Source organism: uncultured Sulfitobacter sp. (genome assembly GCF_964021855.1).
GTDB lineage: Bacteria > Pseudomonadota > Alphaproteobacteria > Rhodobacterales > Rhodobacteraceae > Sulfitobacter.
Genome location: NZ_CAXHZD010000002.1, coordinates 18185 through 36124, shown reverse-complemented (window position 1 = coordinate 36124; position 17940 = coordinate 18185). Strand labels below are relative to the sequence as shown.

Sequence of the window (17940 nt, the reverse complement as noted above, 5' to 3'; positions counted from 1 at the left end):
ACCCGAATCCCCGAAGGACCGTCATGTCAGACACCACCGCCTACCGCGTTCTTGCCCGCAAATACCGGCCCGAGACCTTTACCGATCTGGTCGGCCAAGACGCCATGGTACGGACCCTGAAAAATGCGTTCGAGGCTGATCGCATTGCGCAGGCGTTTATCATGACCGGGATCAGGGGCACCGGCAAAACCACCACCGCGCGGATCATCGCCAAGGGGATGAACTGCATCGGGCCGGATGGGAATGGTGGCCCCACGACCGAACCTTGTGGCGAATGCGAACATTGCGTGGCCATCATGGAAGGCCGCCATGTCGATGTGATGGAGATGGATGCCGCATCGAACACCGGTGTCGGCAACATCCGCGAGATTATTGATTCTGTGCATTACCGCGCGGCCTCGGCCCGGTACAAAGTGTACATCATCGATGAGGTGCACATGCTGTCGACAGGCGCGTTCAACGCCCTGCTGAAAACGCTTGAGGAACCGCCCGAACACGTCAAATTTATCTTTGCGACCACGGAAATTCGCAAGGTACCGGTCACGGTGCTGTCGCGCTGTCAGCGGTTTGATTTGCGCCGGATCGAACCCGAGGTGATGATCGGTTTGATGCGCAAAATCGCGGGGGCCGAAGGGGCCGAGATTGCCGATGATGCGCTGGCGCTGATCACCCGTGCCGCCGAAGGATCGGCGCGCGATGCGACATCCCTGCTGGATCAGGCGATCAGCCATGGCGCGGGCGAAACCACCGCCGTGCAAGTGCGCGCGATGCTGGGTTTGGCCGACCGTGGCCGGGTGCTTGATCTGTTCGACATGATCCTGCGCGGCGATGCGGCGGGTGCGTTGAATGAACTGAGCAGCCAGTATTCGGACGGGGCCGATCCGATGGCCGTGCTGCGCGATCTGGCCGAGATTACCCATTGGGTGTCGGTCGTGAAAATCACGCCTGATGCTGCCGAAGATCCCACTGTATCCCCCGAAGAACGCAGTCGCGGCCTGACCATGGCCGAAACCCTGCCCATGCGGGTGCTGACGCGGCTGTGGCAAATGCTGCTTAAGGCGCTGGACGAGGTCGCAAGCGCGCCCAACGCAATGATGGCCGCCGAAATGGCGATCATCCGTTTGACCCATGTGGCCGACCTGCCCAGCCCCGAAGAGCTGGTGCGCAAGCTTGGCAATGCCACGCCGCCGCCCGCGGCCCCGACCCCCGCGCCAAACGGCGGCGGTGGTGGTGGCGGCAGCACCTCGGCGATGGGGGGGCAGCACGTTCAATCGGGTGGCGCGTCCGGTGTCACCATGACGGCCACCGCCCCTGCGGTTGACCAAGCGCTCGCGCGGTTTCCCAGCTTTGAACATGTGGTCGAACTGATCCGCACCAACCGCGACGTAAAGCTGCTGGTCGAGGTGGAAAACACCCTGCGGCTGGCCGCCTATCAACCCGGTCGCATCGAATTCACCCCCACCGATGACGCGCCGCGCGATCTGGCGCAACGTCTGGGCACGCGGCTGCAACAATGGACGGGCAACCGCTGGGCGGTGATTATCGTTGGCGACAGCAACGCGGAAACCATCGCCGAAATCCGCGATGCCAAGGAAAATGCCCTGAAATCACAGGCTGAAAACCACCCGCTGATGCAGGCCGTGATGGCAACCTTTCCGGGGGCAAAAATCCTGTCGATCCGCACCCCCGAAGACATCGCCGCCGCCGCCGTGTCCGAGGCCCTGCCCGAGGTCGAAGACGAATGGGACCCGTTCGAGGACGACTAGCGCGCAGGGGGGCACCCCCTTGTCCTGCAGCGTCGCAATTCGCATATAGATCAAGACACGAAATTCAGGAGACGACACAATGTTAAAAGGTTTGGGTGCCATGGGTGACATGGCCAAAATGATGAAAGCCGCGCAGGAAATGCAAGGCAAGATGGCGCAGATGCAAGAAGACATGCACAATATCATCGTCGAAGGTGAATCCGGGGCCGGCCTTGTCAAAGCGACCTGCACCGCCAAGGGCGAGCTGAAATCGCTTGATATTGATCCGTCGATTTTCAACGGCGACGAAAAAGAAGTCGTCGAAGACCTGATCCTTGCCGCGATCAAAGACGCGCAATCCAAAGCCACCGATCGCGCCCAGTCCGAGATGAGCAAACTGACCGAAGGCATGGGCCTGCCCGCCGACATGAAACTGCCCTTTTGATCTTTCCAAATGGATCTAAATCCTCGCCGAAGGCATAAAATCTCTTTTTAACCCCGCAGCGAGGTCCACACCCTTGAGCAGCACACGCGATATCGACGCCCTGATTGATCTGATGTCGAGGCTTCCTGGCCTTGGCCCCAGATCGGCGCGGCGCGCGGTGCTGCACCTGATCCGCAAACGCGCGCTGCTGCTGACGCCATTGGCCGACATGATGCAAACCGTGGCGGCCACGGCGCGGGAATGCCTGAACTGCGGCAACGTCGGCACCAGCGATGTCTGCGACATCTGCACATCGGAAAAACGCGCCAATGGCGAGATTTGCGTTGTCGAAGACGTGGCGGACCTGTGGGCGATGGAACGGTCGGGCGTGTTCAAAGGGCGCTATCATGTCTTGGGCGGCACGCTGTCCGCGCTGGATGCCATCGGCCCGCAAGAACTGCGCATTCCGCGTCTGATTGACCGGGTCGCCAGCGAAAACATCAGCGAAGTTATTTTGGCCCTGAACGCCACGATCGACGGGCAAACCACCGCGCATTATATCGCCGATCAGCTGGACGGGCAGGTGCGCCTGACGTCGCTGGCCCAAGGTGTGCCCATTGGTGGCGAGCTGGATTATCTTGACGATGGTACGATCACTGCGGCGATGCGCGCGCGCAAATCTATCTGATCAATCTGACTTCTGACGCAGCTTGGCCAAGGCGATTAGCGCGGCGTCACGCTCTGCTTCCAACTCGGCTATGCTGCGCCCTGCCGCCTCTGCCGTAACACCCGCCACCAGTTTTTCACGCACATCTTCGGTCAGGCTGGGGTTGCCCAAGCTTGCCCAACGTTTCTCCTGACTGGCCCCAAGGTGGTCCAGATATCCGGCCATACCGCCCGCGCCGCCGCCCAGATGATAGGCCATATGCGCGCCCAGCACGGACCAGCGCAGGCCGGGGCCGTTCACCAGTGCTTTGTCCACCGCCTCGACATCAGCGATGCCTTCGGCAACGATATGCACGGCCTCGCGCCACAGGGCGGATGCAAGCCGGTTGGCGATATGGCCGACGGCCTCTTTCTTGAGCCTGACAGGGGCGGAGCCGATATTGCTATAAAACCCCTCGGCCCATGTCACCACCGCATCATCGGTGCCAAAGATTTCGACCAAAGGCACCAGATGCGGCGGGTTGAACGGGTGCGCGGTGATCAGGCGGTCGGGGTGCTTCATGCCAACCGACAGATGCGACCACGGATGCGCCGAGGTGCTGGAGGCGATGATAACGTCGTCTGCAACAAGTGCTTCGATCTGCGCATAGAGGTCTTGTTTCAGCGGCACGTTTTCAGGGGCGTTTTCCTGCACCAAACGCACATCTTTGAGCGCGTCGCCCAGATCAGCACCCAGATGCAGTTCCCCTAGAGTGGTCGGCCCGCCGATCTCTTCCAGCTGTGCCAATGGCACCGCGACCCGATCCCGAAACCCGCCAAGCGTCTGCGGATCAGGGTCCCACGCGCGCACATCATGGCCCGCACGCAGAAACAGGGCCGCCCAGCTGGCCCCGATCAGACCGCAGCCCACCACCGCGACAGAGATTTTACCGGCCATCAAAACGTTCCTTTGTTCAAACCGCGGCAGGCCACAGGGTTAAACAGTTTCGTCCAATTCCAGCACCGTTTCGACCCCGTTTTCGAGGACGTAGACACAGCCCTGACGGTTTGTCAGTTGGCCCAACTCGGCCCGATCAAGCCCGCATAATTCGCCGCGCAGCAATTGACCGCTGAGGCCATGGGCCACGATCACCGTTGGCCGGGTCAGCGACGCCACAAAATCCCGCACGCGGGCTTGGAATGTGTCAAAGCCTTCACCACCCGGAGCGGCTGAATAAAACTCCATATGCGGGCTATCGGGCGTGATGCCGCCGGGCAGGTTTTTGTAGATGTCCGCGCGCAAATGGCCTTCCCACTCGCCGGCGAACACCTCTTTCAGGCGATCGTCGGTTTCATAGCTGCGCCCGCCCAATGCGATGTCGGCTGTCTGGCGCGTGCGTTTCAGGGGCGAAACGAAACAGGGCAAATCAGCCTTTAGAATGGGGGCCATCAGCCGCGCCTGTTGTTCGGCATGGCGCAGGCCGCGCGGCGACAGGACGGATTCGGTTTGGCCTTGCACGCGCCCTTCGGCGTTCCATTCGGTTTCGCCGTGCCGCATGAACCAAACTTTGGGATAGGATTTCATCGCTTCGTGCCTTTTTGAAACTGCTGTTTGCGCGCACCTTGGCCGATGGCAGGACAAAGGCCAACCCTATGATTTCGCCGCAAGATGCGTTCTGGCGATGCGATGCGGGCTGGCACGGGCCATGCGAAACCCGCTGTCGTTCTTGCAAAATGACGATATATCTTGCGCAGATGAGGTGGATATTTCTGCTTTAGTGTACTATCGCATACCAAACTTCCTGAAAGGCTTGAAACCATGGCTGATACGAACACACCTGACATCATTTACACCAAGGTAGACGAGGCACCCGAACTGGCGTCTTATTCCCTGCTGCCGATCATTCGCAGCTTTGCCGATGCGGCGGGCGTGTCTGTTGGCACCCGCGACATTTCGCTGGCCGGTCGTATTCTGGCGGCGTTTCCTGACGCGCTGACCGCCGATCAAAAGCAATCGGATGATCTGGCCGCGATGGGTGATCTGGTGAAAACGCCGGATGCCAATGTGATCAAGCTGCCCAACATTTCCGCGTCGGTTCCGCAATTGGTTGCGGCCGTTAAGGAACTGCAATCCCAAGGGTACGCCCTGCCTGATTATCCCGAGGCCCCCAGCACCGACGCCGAGAAAAAAGCCCGCGCCGCCTATGACGCGATCAAAGGCTCGGCTGTGAACCCGGTTCTGCGCGAAGGCAACTCTGACCGTCGTGCGGCGATTGCGGTCAAGAAATACGCAATGGCCAACCCGCATTCGATGGGCACATGGTCCAAGGACAGCAAGACCAAGGTGTCCGCGATGTCGGGCGGTGATTTCTTCTCGAACGAGAAATCCCTGACGTTGAGCGACGCCCAAGCCGGTGCAGCCAAAATCGTGCATGTGGCAGCGGACGGGTCCGAGACCGTTTTGAAAGACGGCGTGACATTCCCAGCGGGCACGGTTGTGGACACCACATTCATGTCTGCCAAGGCGCTGGACAAGTTCCTGGCCGAGCAGATCGAAGAGACCAAGAAAGACGGCACGCTGTTTTCGTTGCACATGAAAGCGACGATGATGAAGGTGTCGGACCCGATCATTTTCGGCCACGCCGTGCGCGAATTCCTGAAGCCGGTGTTCGATAAATATGATGCAGAGCTGAAAGCCGCGGGCGTGAACCCGAACGCAGGCATCGGCGACATGATGGCCCGCATTGAAGGCAACGCCGAGATTGTTGCCGCGGTCGAAGCCGCCATGGCGGAGCGTCCGCCGATGTATATGGTCAACTCTGACAAGGGCATCACCAACCTGCATGTCCCGTCTGACGTGATCATCGATGCGTCCATGCCCGCGCTGATCCGCGCTGGCGGCAAGGGCTGGGGCCCGGACAACAAGGAACACGACACCAACTGTGTGATCCCTGACAATTCCTATGCCCCCGTCTATGACGAAAGCATCAAGTATTTCAAAGAAACCGGCGCGCTGGATCCGACGACATCGGGCACCGTCCAGAACATCGGTTTGATGGCCCAAAAGGCCGAGGAATACGGCTCGCACCCCACCACGTTTGAAATTCCTGCCGATGGCACTGTGAAAATGATCGCGGCCAATGGCGATGTGATTTCCGAACATAGCGTTGAGGCGAATGACATCTGGCGTGCTGCATCGGCCCGCAAGGCACCGATCGAAGACTGGGTGCAACTGGCCATCGACCGTCAAAAGGCCGAAGGTTGCGAAGCGATTTTCTGGCTGGACGCAGACCGCGCCCATGACGCCGAGCTGATCGCTTATGTAAAGCCGATCCTTGAGGCGAAAGGCGTGGCTGACAAGTTCCAGATCATGTCGCCTGCAAAAGCCACGCGCCAAACGCTTGAGACGATCCGCACTGGTGCGAACTCCATCGCGATCACCGGCAACGTGCTGCGCGACTATCTGACCGACCTGTTCCCGATTTTGGAACTGGGCACCTCGGCCAAGATGCTGTCGATTGTGAAGCTGATGCAGGGCGGTGGTTTGTTTGAAACCGGTGCTGGCGGGTCCGCCCCCAAGCACGTTCAGCAGTTGGTCGAAGAAAACCACCTGCGTTGGGATTCACTGGGTGAATTCTGCGCCTTGGGTGAAAGCCTCAAGTTCCTGGCCGATCAAAAGAACAACGAAAAGGCGCGGATTTTGGGCAAGGCGGTTGATGATGCCACGCAAGGTATCCTCGACAACAACAAATCGCCTTCGCGCAAAGTGGGACAGCCCGACAACCGCGCGAGCCACTATTATTTCGCGATGTATTGGGCGCAAGCCTTGGCCGCACAGACTGGCGACGCCGATCTGGCCGCGCATTTTGCCCCCATCGCGGAAAAGCTGGCCGCGAACGAGGACAAGATCATGGCCGAACTGGCCGAGGTCCAAGGTAAAGCGGTTGATCTGGGTGGGTACTTCCATTCGGACCCGGCCAAGACCGAAGCGGTCATGCGCCCCTCGGCCACGCTGAACGCCATCATCGGCTAAACAATCTGAACCCCGCCCCTTATCACAGGGGGCGGGGTTTTTCTTTGCCCGCCAAGGGCAATATTGCGCCCAAACGCCTGATCTGCACCCGCGACGTGCCGCATGGGTTTGCCAGTGCCCCCGTATCCTGATTAAACAACAATTAGCCCTGCACGGACGGGGACGCTATAATGTTGACGGCAGAAACGGGGCTATCCATGACGAAACGCGCGCTAATCACCGGGATTACAGGCCAGGACGGGTCTTACCTTGCGGAATTCCTGCTGGAAAAGGGGTATGAGGTGCATGGGATCAAGCGGCGGGCATCGTCGCTGAACACCCAGCGGATCGATCATATTTACCAAGATCCCCATGTGTCCAACCCACAGCTGCATTTGCATTATGGCGATCTGACCGACAGTTCCAACCTGACGCGGATCATTAGCGAAGTACGGCCCGACGAGGTGTATAACCTTGGCGCGCAAAGCCATGTCGCCGTCAGCTTTGAATCGCCGGAATATACGGCGGATGTGGATGCCAACGGGACATTGCGTCTGCTTGAGGCGATCCGGTTTCTGGGTCTTGAGAAACAGACCAAGTTTTACCAAGCGTCGACGTCCGAGCTATACGGTTTGGTCCAAGAGACACCGCAGACCGAAACCACGCCTTTCCACCCGCGCAGCCCCTATGCGGTGGCCAAGATGTACGCCTATTGGATCACGGTGAACTACCGCGAGGCGTACGGCATGTATGCCTGCAACGGCATTCTGTTTAACCATGAATCCCCCCGCCGCGGCGAGACCTTTGTCACGCGCAAGATCACCCGCGGGCTGGCCAATATCGCCCAAGGGCTGGAGGACTGTCTGTACATGGGCAACATCGACGCGCTGCGCGATTGGGGCCATGCCAAGGATTACGTGCGCATGCAGTGGATGATGCTGCAACAGGACGAACCCGATGATTTTGTGATCGCGACGGGTGTGCAATATTCCGTGCGCCAGTTCATCATCTGGTCGGCGGCCGAGCTGGGGATCACCCTGCGGTTCGAGGGCACCGGCGTCAACGAATGCGCCATCGTGGACAGCATCCAAGGCGACAATGCCCCCGGCGTCAAACCCGGCGATGTGGTTCTGAAGATCGACCCGAAATACTTCCGCCCCGCCGAAGTGGAAACGCTGCTGGGGTCGCCCGCCAAAGCCAAAGAAAAGCTGGGTTGGGAACCGCAGATCACAACGCAGGAAATGTGTGTGGAGATGGTGCAAAGCGATCTGAAAATCGCCAAACGTGCGCGGCTGCTGATCGATCACGGCTTTGATGCGTTCATCGCGCGCGAGGATTAATCCATGTCAGGGAAACTATTCCTCACCGGTGGTTCCGGCATGGTGGGCCGGAATGTGCAAGATCATGCCGCCGCCGCAAATTGGCAGATTGTTGCCCCGTCCAGCCGCGAACTGGACCTGATGAACGGCGCCGCTGTGGCGGATTTTATCAAGGCTGAACAGCCCGATCTGATCGTGCATTCCGCTGGTAAGGTCGGCGGCATCCGCGCCAATATGGCCGAACCTGTCGCGTTTCTGGACCGTAACATCACCATTGGTCGCAACGTGATCATGGGGGCCTATGAGGCCGGTGTGAAGCGGCTGATCAATCTGGGATCGACCTGCATTTATCCGCGCGCTGCCGCCAACCCGCTAAGCGAGGATTTGCTGCTGACCGGAGAGCTGGAACCGACGAATGAAGGCTATGCCATTGCCAAGATTTTTGCGCTGCGGCTGTGCGAATATATCCGTCGCGAAGATCCGACGTTTCAGTACAAGACGCTGATCCCTTGCAATCTGTTCGGGCCCTATGACAAGTTTGATCCGCAGGTATCGCATTTGCTGCCCGCGATCATTCAAAAGGTGTATGACGCCAAACTGGCGGGCGATCCGACGGTCGAAATCTGGGGCGATGGTATGGCGCGGCGTGAATTTATGTATTCTGCCGATCTGGCGGATGCGGTGTTCCGCGCGGCGGATGACATTGAAAACATCCCCGATCTGATGAATGTCGGCGTCGGCCAAGACCACAGTATCAACGAATATTACGAGACCGTCGCGCGGGTGATCGGATGGGACGGCAGCTTTACCCATGATCTGAGCAAGCCAACAGGCATGGCCCGCAAGCTGTCCGATACATCGCGCCAAACCGCCTGGGGATGGCAGCCGCAAACCTCTCTCGAGGATGGCATCACCAAGACCTATCAATACTATCTGGAGACATCAAAATCATGAGCGCGCGCTTTCCTCTTGCGACCTCCTCTTGGGATCAGGCCGAGCAGGATGCCCTGCAACGGGTGATCAAATCGGACATGTATTCAATGGGCCCCGAGGTCCGCAGCTTTGAAGAACAGTTTGCTGCGTTCTTTGGCGCGAAATACGCGGTTATGGTTAATTCCGGGTCCTCAGCCAACCTGCTGATGACCGGCGCGTTGTTCTATTCGAAAAACGACGACCTGCGCCTGAAAGCCGGGGACGAGATTATCGTGCCCGCCGTGAGTTGGTCCACGACATATTATCCGCTGGCCCAATACGGTCTGGTACAGAAGTTCGTCGATATCGACCGTGGCACGCTGAATTATGATCTGGATGCGCTGGCAGAGGCCGTCACCGACAAGACCCGCGCGATCATGATCGTGAACCTGTTGGGCAATCCCAATGATTTTGACCGGATCAAGGAAATCATCGGCGACCGCAAGATCGTGCTGCTGGAAGACAATTGCGAATCTATGGGTGCGACTTTTGGCGGGAAACAGACCGGAACATTCGCCCATGTGGGCAGCTTTTCCAGCTTCTTCTCGCATCACATCTCGACCATGGAAGGTGGCCTTGTCACCACCGATGACGAAGAGCTGTACCATATTATGTTGTCCATGCGGTCCCATGGCTGGACGCGGCACCTGCCCAAAGAAAACCTTGTGACGGGCACCAAAAGCGACGATCCGTTCGAGGAAAGCTTTAACTTTGTATTGCCGGGCTACAACCTGCGCCCGCTTGAGATGTCCGGCGCGTTGGGCAAAGAGCAGTTGAAAAAGCTGCCCGACCTGATCAAGGGACGGCGCGACAATGCCAAGCTGTTCGTTGACGGGCTGTCAAACCATCCGCTGTTCACCCTGCAAGAAGAAATCGGCGAAAGCAGCTGGTTCGGGTTCTCGCTGCTGCTGCGCCCCGATGTTGGGATCACGCGCAGTGAACTGGTGACCAAGCTGAACGGCCTTGGGTTTGAATGTCGCCCCATCGTCGCGGGCAACTTTACCAAGAACCCGGTGATGGAGCATATCCCCCATGTCATCCACGGTGACCTGCCGAATGCGCAGTATATCGATGTGAACGGGCTGTTTGTCGGCAATCATCACTATCCGATCCCCGAAGCTGTTGAGGCGTTGGCTGAATTACGTGCCTAGCCGCTGCACCGCAGACTTCGCCCCGCCAATTTATTAATGTCTCGTTAGATTAATCGCTATTAAGGTTCCTATCATGATCCATCCTATTCTTCTTTGTGGCGGTTCTGGTACGCGTCTTTGGCCGCTGTCGCGCAAGTCATACCCTAAACAATTTGCCAAGCTGATGGGCGAGGAAAGCCTGTTTCAGGCCTCGGCGCGGCGATTGTCTGGTGACGGTTTTGCGGCACCTGTGATTGTGACGGGGGACCCGTTCCGCTTTATTGTGACCGAACAACTGGCGCAGGTGGAACAAGCGGCGATGGGTATTCTGATCGAACCCGAGGGGCGCAATACCGCGCCGGCGATCCTTGCTGCTGCGTTGTGGATTGCCAAAACCGACCCGAGCGCGCTGATGCTGGTGGCCCCGTCGGATCACGTGATCCCCGACACGGATGCCTTTGCCGCGACGGTTCAGGCTGCTGTGCCGCGGGCGCAGTCGGGCGATCTGGTGACCTTTGGGATCACGCCGACGCGCCCTGAAACCGGCTATGGGTATCTTGAGCTGGCGGCGGGTGCTGATGCGGGGGCAGATGCGCCACAATCGCTGGCGCGCTTTGTTGAAAAACCCGACGCTGACCGTGCGGCCAAGATGTTGGCGGCGGGGAATTTCCTGTGGAACGCGGGGATATTTCTGTTCACTGCGGATGCGATCATTGCCGCTTACGAGGCCCATGCACCTGCCTTGCTGACGGCCGTCACCGACGCACTCAGCAAGGCCGATCCGGACCTTGGCTTTACCCGGCTAGACCCTGCTGCATGGGGCAAGGCCGATGATATCTCGGTCGATTATGCGATCATGGAGAAGGCCGACAATCTGGCCGTGATGCCCTTTGGCGCGGGCTGGTCCGATCTGGGCGGCTGGGATGCCGTGTGGATGGAATCCGGCCCCGATGCGCAGGGCAATGTCTGTTCGGACAATGCCACCGCGATTGATTGCAAAGATACCCTGCTGCGGTCGGAAACCGACGGGTTGCAGCTGGTTGGTATCGGGCTGGACAATATCGTGGCCATCGCCATGGGCGACGCGGTGCTGGTCGCCGACAAATCCAAGGCGCAGCGCGTGAAGGAAGCGGTTGATGCGCTCAAGGCCAAGGGATCAAGCCAAGCGATCCAACTGCCCCGCGATTACCGGCCATGGGGGTGGTACGAAAGTCTGGTCATTGGCGGGCGTTTCCAGGTGAAACGCATCGTGGTGAACCCCGGTGCATCGCTGAGCCTGCAAAGCCATCACCACCGGTCAGAGCATTGGATCGTGGTCGAAGGCACCGCTAAGATCACCGTTGATGACACCGTGCAACTGATCAGCGAAAACCAGTCCGTTTATATCCCGCTCGGGGCCGTGCACCGCATGGAAAACCCCGGCAAAGTCCCCATGGTGCTGATCGAAGTGCAAACCGGCAGCTATCTGGGTGAAGACGATATTATCAGGTATGAGGATGTGTATGCCCGCCAGTAACCCGCGGCGCTAAGCGCGACTTACAGCGGGCTGCAAATCATGACGGCTATTCGGGATATGGGCGAAAGCGCCCCGTCATCAGGGCGCTTTCACAATCGTTTAAACCCTTGGCTTTAGGCGCGTGACAACACGCTTGCCGGGCGGGCCTTGTACAGCGCTGCTGTGATCAGGCCAGCCAGTACCGCCTTGATGATGTCACCGGGGATAAAGACGGTAACCAATGCGGCCGATTCCAGCAGGGTTTTGTCCAGCGCGATGGCAAGACCGGCAATCCCAAAGGCATAAAGCACAATGATGCCGCCGATGATCGACGCGACACCCGCGACGATGGCCAGCGACGGGCCCTGCCATTTTTCAACGATCAGGCCAGTGACAAATGCGGCAAAGGGGAAGCCGATCAAGAAGCCGGACGACGGCAACATGAACGCGCCCAGACCGCCACGACCACCCGCCAGCAGGGGCAAGCCCATGGCGACAAGCAACATGAACAACAGCACAGCAAGGGCACCGCGTTTGGACCCAAGAACGGTGCCGCACAGCATGATACCAAGGCTTTGCGCCGTGATTGGCACACCAAAGGCCAGCGTGAATTGGGGGATCAGCGCAAGCGCTGCGATAAGTGCTGCAAACAAGGCAACAAGTGTAAGATTACGTTCCATTTAGACTGCTTTCTATTAGGTGCGCTTGTATCCCCTTGATCCGATCAAGACACAAGAGTGCTTTGGCGGAAGGCTTAGACCGGGCCCGCGCTGTCTAGAATCGCGGAGACATCCAGATGCTGCTCCATATGGTCGGCCAGCTGGTCCAGCGTGTCCTCGACCGTTTGGCTGTAGGATACCGGTGCCGCCGCCAGCCCGTATTGGGCCAGCCATGATTTCCTAAAGCTGTCATTGGAAAACAGCCCGTGCAGATAGGTGCCTGCAATCTTGCCATCCCGCGCCACCGCGCCATCCGGCACACCGTCGATCTGGCAATAGGGGCGCTGGCAATCGGGGCCTTTGGTTTGGCCGATATGTATTTCGTAGCCGTCGATCTGGGCACCTGTGGCACTATGGGTCGCGGTGACGCGGGTCAGGGTTTTATCCGCCGCCATGCGCGTATCCACATCCAAGAGGCCAAGCCCCGCGTCCTGACCAGCGGGGCCTTCGATCCCTTGGGGGTCGTCCACGGTTTGCCCCAGCATCTGATAGCCGCCGCAAATCCCCAAGACATGGCCGCCGCGCCGTACATGCGCCAGCAGGTCGATATCCCAGCCTTGGGCGCGCATGAAATTCAGGTCGCCGCGGGTGGATTTTGTACCGGGCAAGATCACCATATCCGCATCCGCAGGCAGCGGCATGCCCGGCGGGATCATGGTCAGCCGCACCGATGGCTCTGCCGCCAAGGGGTCAAGGTCATCAAAGTTCGAGATGCGCGAAAGCATCGGGCAGACAATATGAAACGCCCCGTCCGACCGTGCGCGAGCCAGATCAACCGCATCTTCAGCGGGCAGCAAATGCGCGCCGCTGAACCATGGCAGAACCCCAAACCCCGTCCAGCCGGTGCGGTCGATGATGTCTTGGTACCCGTCATCAAACAGGCGCACATCGCCGCGGAATTTATTGATCAGAAAGCCCGCGATCATGGCCGCGTCATCAGGGTCCATCACCGCTTGGGTGCCGACGATCTGGGCGATCACACCGCCGCGATTGATATCGCCCGCGAGTATCACCGGCACATTTGCGGCGCGGGCAAAGCCCATGTTGGCAATGTCATTCTTGCGCAGGTTCGTCTCGGCCGGGCTGCCTGCCCCTTCGACGATGATCAGATCAGCGGTTTTGCCAAGGATGCCAAAGCTTTCCAAAACGGGTTCCAGCAACGCCTTGCGGGCCGCGCCAAAATCGCCGGCCTCAAGCCGTGATCGGGCACGGCCCTGCACCACGACCTGCGCACCGGTGTCGGTTTCGGGCTTGAGCAGCACGGGGTTCATATGGACCGACAAGCTGCGGCCCGATGCAATGGCTTGAAGGGCTTGTGCGCGGCCGATCTCTCCGCCGTCATGGGTGACGGCGGCGTTGTTTGACATGTTCTGCGGCTTGAACGGCGCGACCGAAATGCCCCGCCGTAATGCCGCACGGCACAGCCCTGCCACAAGCATCGATTTACCCACGTTAGAGCCGGTGCCCTGAATCATGATTGCGCGTGTGGGCATGGCTGGTCCTTAAGAATGAGCTTCGCCAAAGTCGTGTCAGCCACCACGCGCGGCGTCAAGTCTGGGGATCAGATACCGGCGCGGTTTGCCACCATGCCCGCGCTTACAAGACGGCCTTGGAGCCAAATAGCGCGGCCTTTATCTGCATCACGCGGCGCGAGGTTTTCGGGCCTGCGCAAAACAGCGCTGCGGCTGCGCAAATGGTGCGTAGCGATTGACCGGGGTCTTCGATCAAGGGTGCGCGCGATTGCGCCATTGAGCCATAGGTCAGATTAACCGCACGTGCCCCGTTAAGATCGCGGATCGCCCGGCGTGACATGTCGCGCAGCTGATAGGCGCGAGCCGCAGGGGCATTCATGCGAAAGAAAGCGGGGTCCAGCGGCGTCAGTTTGGCGACCATACGTTCCCACGCGTCCAACTGGCGGTCGGCCTTAACACACAGCCCCCCGTCGGTAACGCGGGTCTGGGTCAACGCATCGCGTATCCCCTCGAACGCCCAATCGGTGGTCAAGGCCATGCGCGTCCAACATTCGATATCCGCGCAATGGCGAAAGGTTTCGTCAAAATACCAGTCGCGCTGGATTTCACGGCGGGGGCGGTAGGCAATGTCGGTCAGCGCGGCGCGGCGGATCACCATCGCGGACCCGTTATCAATCGGGTTACGTTTGAAAATACAGGCCGGCGAGATGTCGGTAACGCAGGGCATCGGCACGCGGCCTTTCACAGTGCCCGCCCCGTCAATCAATGTAGAGCCGGAGAAGCTGACCCCGACCTTGGGGTGCGCGCGAAGATGGCTGACGTGGCGGGCCAGCTTGTTGGGCAGCCACAAATCGCCCGCGTTGCAAAAGCCGATGAACTCACCCTGTGCGACGGAGATACCCACGTTGCGCGCCGCCGCAACACCGCGGTTCGCCTGACGCAGTACGCTGACCCGTGAATCAGTTGAAAACTGCGTGGCGATCTGGGGTGTCTCATCGCACGATCCGTCATCCACGATGATGATCTCGTAGGAACCATAGGTTTGAGCAAGCAACGCCTGCATCGTTTGTTTAAGCGTGCTGGCCACATTAAAGGCTGGCACAATAATTGAGGCGCGCGTCATGGGAGAAACCTTTCCGGGGACACTGGTATATGTGCCGCCAGACCGAACCGTGACGTCAACGGGCGTGACGCCGCAGTGGCGCGACCAGATTTGGGAGGGGTGCATCTGGGTCGCGCGATGCGTGGTATGTCGTTCGTTGCTGTCGGCATGGGGGGTCCAATCAAATTATTGAACTCTTCCTACCGAAGGGTTTGGTCGACGTCTCCGACGCTGCCGGAGAGGTGGAGGGCGCAATCGCCTAGTCCCCTATCCTTTGGGATACGCGGCCCCAGCCGAATGTCTGTCAGACCGTTTTATTCAAGAGAGATTGCAACAGGTATGCGCAGAGAAACCCGCGCGGTTTAGCTGTCGGCGCGGGGCACTGTGCGACGTTCGGCTTGCAGCAAGGGGCGCGTTCTGGCCCAAATTTCGGGCAGTCCGGCGATCCATTTATCCGTGCGCAGCTTGTCACCGGTTTTGGCGGACGTTTCGATCGCAAGGAATGCGGCGCGCATTTCCATCGCACCCATTGAGGCAGAGGACCCTGCCAAGCGATGCGCCAAAGCTGCGATGTCCGGCAACGCGTTATGCGCGGGGTCGGACAAAGTCGTTATTGTGCGGTCGACCTCTTGCGCATAGCGGTCCAGCAGCGACGACAGCTGATCCACCCCCAGAGTCTCGCGCAGATCGTCAAGATACTGCGTCGCTACGGAGGAAGAGGCGGCCTCGGCGGGCTTGGACGGGGCATTTTGGGGATGACCGTATTGCGCGATCACCGTCAGCAGGTCTTTGCGCACCAAGGGTTTGGTCAGGATGTCGTTCATACCGTCTGATAGGAACGTCTGTTGTTCGCCTGCCATTGCATTGGCGGTCAGCGCGACAATCGCCGTCTTGGCGTTCACGCCCTGGCCTGCGCGGATGGCACGGGTCGCCCCGCGCCCGTCCAATACCGGCATGCTGATGTCCATAAGGATCAGGTCAAAACGGATGTCTTGGGCGATCTCGACCGCCTCGGCCCCGTTGTGTGCCTCGGTCACGAGGTGCCCGGCGGCTGTGAGCATTTCGCGGGCAACAACGCGGTTGATCTCGTTATCCTCGACCAGCAGGATCGCGCTGCCTTTGGGCTGCGCCGCAGGTTTGCGCTGCGCGATTTTCGGGTCGGGGGCGTCAATCGGTTCAATCGGAAAGCGGATGCTAAAGGTGCTGCCCTGCCCCACGCTGCTGGCCACATCAATCCTGCCACCCAACGCTTTGACGAAACGTTGCGCGATGCCCAGACCCAAACCGGTGCCGCCAACATCCCGGTCGTAAGAGCTGTCCCCGGTCATAAAGTCGTCGAATATCTGCTCTTGCAGGTCTTCGGTCATGCCGATGCCGGTGTCAGATACGGTGATCTGCAATTCAGGCAATTGGCCCGCTTGTTCATCGGTTTCGACCTGAATGACGATCTGCCCGTCGCGGGTGAATTTCACCGCATTGCCGATCACGTTCATCAAAATATGCTGGATGCGGTCACGGTCTGCACGAATCCAGTTTACGGGGGCAGTGATCCAGCTCCACTCCAACGTGGTGCCGTTGGCCGAGGCAGCACCGCTTTGATTATCAACGATGTCTTGCAAAAGCAGACTGATGTCCATCGCAACGGGGCGCAGGCGCAGCTTGCCCGCGTCGTATTTCGTGATGTCCAGCACGTCTGAAATATGGCTCATCAGCAGCTTGCCCGAGGTGTCCATATTCTTGATATACCGCGACTGTTTAGCGCTAAGTTTGGTTTCGGACAGCAAGGTTAGATTGCCCAAAAGCCCGTTCAAAGGCGTGCGTATTTCGTGGCTCATCGTGGCAAGGAAATCGGTCTTGGCCTTTTCGCCCGCCATCGCCCTGTCGCGGGCCATCACCAATTCGCGTTCCGCTTCGACCTGGGTCGAGATATCGCGCAGAAAGGCGATGTAAATCTCGCCCTCGCTGGTGGTGGCCGATTGCACGGCCAGTTCCACAGGAAAGCTATCGCCGGACTTGCGCTTGGCCTCAAGCTTGATCCGGCCCTTGCCGACGACGCGTTTTTCGCCTTGGTCGCGCATGCGTTGCATACCCGCCTCGTGGGCATCGCGGTACTGATCCGGCACGATCATGGCGCCCAGCTCTTGGCCCAGCGCCTCTTGTGCGGTGTATCCGAAAATCTGTTCGGCGGCGGTGTTGAAATCCAGAATGTGACCTTCGGCATTTGCCACGATTACGGCGTCCAGTGCGGTGCTGGTGACCACATTCATCCGTTTACTGGCTTCGATCACCTCGGACCGGCGGCGAATGTTCTGGCGGTTCACCACCCCCAGATAAAGGGATAGCAACAGCAAGGCCACAAGCAGGGCAGTAACGCCAAACGCCATTTGCATCAGGGTAACGGCGACGCTGGTGCGGCGTATATCTGAATCGCGGGCAAAGAAGTTCAGCCCCGAATTCGACATCCGGCGCACGATTTTGCGTATGTCGTCGGCCCGTTCGCGCATACCAGGCAATGCCGCAATCAAGCCCGCATCATCGGCATCGATTTCATCAACCGTTTCATCCAGAAAGCGTTCGACGTTTGAAAGGCTATTGAAGAACTCGGACTGTTTGCGCAGGTCGGCATAAAGCGACGATTGCGAAAGCGTTCGAATGCGGCTGTAGAAAATATCAAAATCGCGCCGGAGCATTTTAAGGTCGGCGGGGTCCGCCGTGTCCAGCGTCGCGAGATGCAGTTGAAATTCGACAAACTCCACCTCAGCTTGCGACAGCGTCCATTGCACGTTGTCGGAACTGGCGGAGTTCAGCAGCCTAAGGTCACGCGCGACGTGGGTGGCCAGAAATACGATAGACACAATGCCAATCGCCCCCAGCAGTACTGAAAGCACAAGCCGAAGGCGTAAAG

14 protein-coding genes are annotated in these 17940 nt (G+C 59.1%); 8 read left to right on the top strand and 6 right to left on the bottom strand.

The window, feature by feature from the left end; all coding sequences use genetic code 11:
• Positions 1-23 precede the first annotated feature (23 nt).
• From AADJ11_RS06285 to recR, 3 genes are all read left to right on the top strand, one after another.
• Complete coding sequence (locus AADJ11_RS06285) at positions 24-1766, top strand: DNA polymerase III subunit gamma/tau (RefSeq protein ID WP_341233708.1); 1743 nt, start codon at positions 24-26, stop codon at positions 1764-1766.
• Between the two features lie 79 nt (positions 1767-1845).
• The gene (locus AADJ11_RS06280; RefSeq protein WP_339763917.1) at positions 1846-2190 is read left to right on the top strand and encodes a YbaB/EbfC family nucleoid-associated protein; all 345 of its coding nucleotides are present in this window, start codon (positions 1846-1848) and stop codon (positions 2188-2190) included.
• 73 nt (positions 2191-2263) lie between these two features.
• Positions 2264-2857: a recombination mediator RecR gene (gene recR / locus AADJ11_RS06275; RefSeq protein WP_341233707.1), complete on the top strand. Its 594-nt coding sequence runs from the start codon at positions 2264-2266 to the stop codon at positions 2855-2857.
• Here recR and AADJ11_RS06270 read toward each other — a convergent pair whose 3' ends face one another.
• Together AADJ11_RS06270 and AADJ11_RS06265 are read right to left on the bottom strand one after the other, a co-directional pair.
• The gene (locus AADJ11_RS06270) at positions 2858-3772 is read right to left on the bottom strand and encodes a 3-hydroxyacyl-CoA dehydrogenase NAD-binding domain-containing protein (protein ID WP_341233706.1); all 915 of its coding nucleotides are present in this window, start codon (positions 3770-3772) and stop codon (positions 2858-2860) included.
• 39 nt (positions 3773-3811) lie between these two features.
• Complete coding sequence (locus AADJ11_RS06265) at positions 3812-4399, bottom strand: histidine phosphatase family protein (RefSeq protein ID WP_341233705.1); 588 nt, start codon at positions 4397-4399, stop codon at positions 3812-3814.
• A 234-nt stretch (positions 4400-4633) separates the two neighbouring features.
• Here AADJ11_RS06265 and AADJ11_RS06260 point away from each other — a divergent pair, with 234 nt between their 5' ends.
• From AADJ11_RS06260 to AADJ11_RS06240, 5 genes are all read left to right on the top strand, one after another.
• Positions 4634-6847: an NADP-dependent isocitrate dehydrogenase gene (locus AADJ11_RS06260; RefSeq protein ID WP_341233704.1), complete on the top strand. Its 2214-nt coding sequence runs from the start codon at positions 4634-4636 to the stop codon at positions 6845-6847.
• Positions 6848-7044: 197 nt separating this feature from the next.
• The gene (gene gmd, locus AADJ11_RS06255) at positions 7045-8166 is read left to right on the top strand and encodes a GDP-mannose 4,6-dehydratase (protein WP_341233703.1); all 1122 of its coding nucleotides are present in this window, start codon (positions 7045-7047) and stop codon (positions 8164-8166) included.
• 3 nt (positions 8167-8169) lie between these two features.
• Positions 8170-9099, top strand: coding sequence for a GDP-L-fucose synthase (locus AADJ11_RS06250; RefSeq protein ID WP_341233702.1), 930 nt, complete (start codon positions 8170-8172; stop codon positions 9097-9099).
• On the top strand, positions 9096-10268 hold the full coding sequence (locus AADJ11_RS06245; protein WP_341233701.1) for a DegT/DnrJ/EryC1/StrS family aminotransferase: 1173 nt from the start codon (positions 9096-9098) through the stop codon (positions 10266-10268). The genes AADJ11_RS06250 and AADJ11_RS06245 overlap by 4 nt, the downstream gene beginning before the upstream one ends.
• 73 nt (positions 10269-10341) lie before the next feature.
• On the top strand, positions 10342-11763 hold the full coding sequence (locus AADJ11_RS06240) for a mannose-1-phosphate guanylyltransferase/mannose-6-phosphate isomerase (protein WP_341233700.1): 1422 nt from the start codon (positions 10342-10344) through the stop codon (positions 11761-11763).
• A gap of 113 nt (positions 11764-11876) precedes the next feature.
• On the opposite strand, the gene AADJ11_RS06235 is transcribed toward AADJ11_RS06240, so the two are convergent.
• The 4 genes from AADJ11_RS06235 to AADJ11_RS06220 form a co-directional block, all read right to left on the bottom strand.
• Positions 11877-12422, bottom strand: coding sequence for a biotin transporter BioY (locus tag AADJ11_RS06235; protein ID WP_341233699.1), 546 nt, complete (start codon positions 12420-12422; stop codon positions 11877-11879).
• 74 nt (positions 12423-12496) lie between these two features.
• Positions 12497-13954 (bottom strand): cobyric acid synthase, encoded by a 1458-nt coding sequence (locus tag AADJ11_RS06230; RefSeq protein ID WP_341233698.1) that lies wholly within the window; start codon positions 13952-13954, stop codon positions 12497-12499.
• A 103-nt stretch (positions 13955-14057) separates the two neighbouring features.
• Positions 14058-15056, bottom strand: coding sequence for a glycosyltransferase family A protein (locus AADJ11_RS06225; protein WP_341233697.1), 999 nt, complete (start codon positions 15054-15056; stop codon positions 14058-14060).
• A 341-nt stretch (positions 15057-15397) separates the two neighbouring features.
• Entirely contained in the window at positions 15398-17890 is a 2493-nt protein-coding gene (locus AADJ11_RS06220; RefSeq protein WP_341233696.1) for an ATP-binding protein, read from the bottom strand.
• Between the last annotated feature and the right edge of the window lie 50 nt (positions 17891-17940).

Coding starts and splice junctions, on each gene's coding strand:
- AADJ11_RS06285 (WP_341233708.1), top strand. CDS start 24: ATGTCAGACACCACCGCCTACCGCGTTCTTGCCCGCAAATACCGGCCC.
- AADJ11_RS06280 (WP_339763917.1), top strand. CDS start 1,846: ATGTTAAAAGGTTTGGGTGCCATGGGTGACATGGCCAAAATGATGAAA.
- AADJ11_RS06270 (WP_341233706.1), bottom strand. CDS start 3,772: ATGGCCGGTAAAATCTCTGTCGCGGTGGTGGGCTGCGGTCTGATCGGG.
- AADJ11_RS06265 (WP_341233705.1), bottom strand. CDS start 4,399: ATGAAATCCTATCCCAAAGTTTGGTTCATGCGGCACGGCGAAACCGAA.
- AADJ11_RS06260 (WP_341233704.1), top strand. CDS start 4,634: ATGGCTGATACGAACACACCTGACATCATTTACACCAAGGTAGACGAG.
- gmd (WP_341233703.1), top strand. CDS start 7,045: ATGACGAAACGCGCGCTAATCACCGGGATTACAGGCCAGGACGGGTCT.
- AADJ11_RS06250 (WP_341233702.1), top strand. CDS start 8,170: ATGTCAGGGAAACTATTCCTCACCGGTGGTTCCGGCATGGTGGGCCGG.
- AADJ11_RS06245 (WP_341233701.1), top strand. CDS start 9,096: ATGAGCGCGCGCTTTCCTCTTGCGACCTCCTCTTGGGATCAGGCCGAG.
- AADJ11_RS06240 (WP_341233700.1), top strand. CDS start 10,342: ATGATCCATCCTATTCTTCTTTGTGGCGGTTCTGGTACGCGTCTTTGG.
- AADJ11_RS06235 (WP_341233699.1), bottom strand. CDS start 12,422: ATGGAACGTAATCTTACACTTGTTGCCTTGTTTGCAGCACTTATCGCA.
- AADJ11_RS06230 (WP_341233698.1), bottom strand. CDS start 13,954: ATGCCCACACGCGCAATCATGATTCAGGGCACCGGCTCTAACGTGGGT.
- AADJ11_RS06225 (WP_341233697.1), bottom strand. CDS start 15,056: ATGACGCGCGCCTCAATTATTGTGCCAGCCTTTAATGTGGCCAGCACG.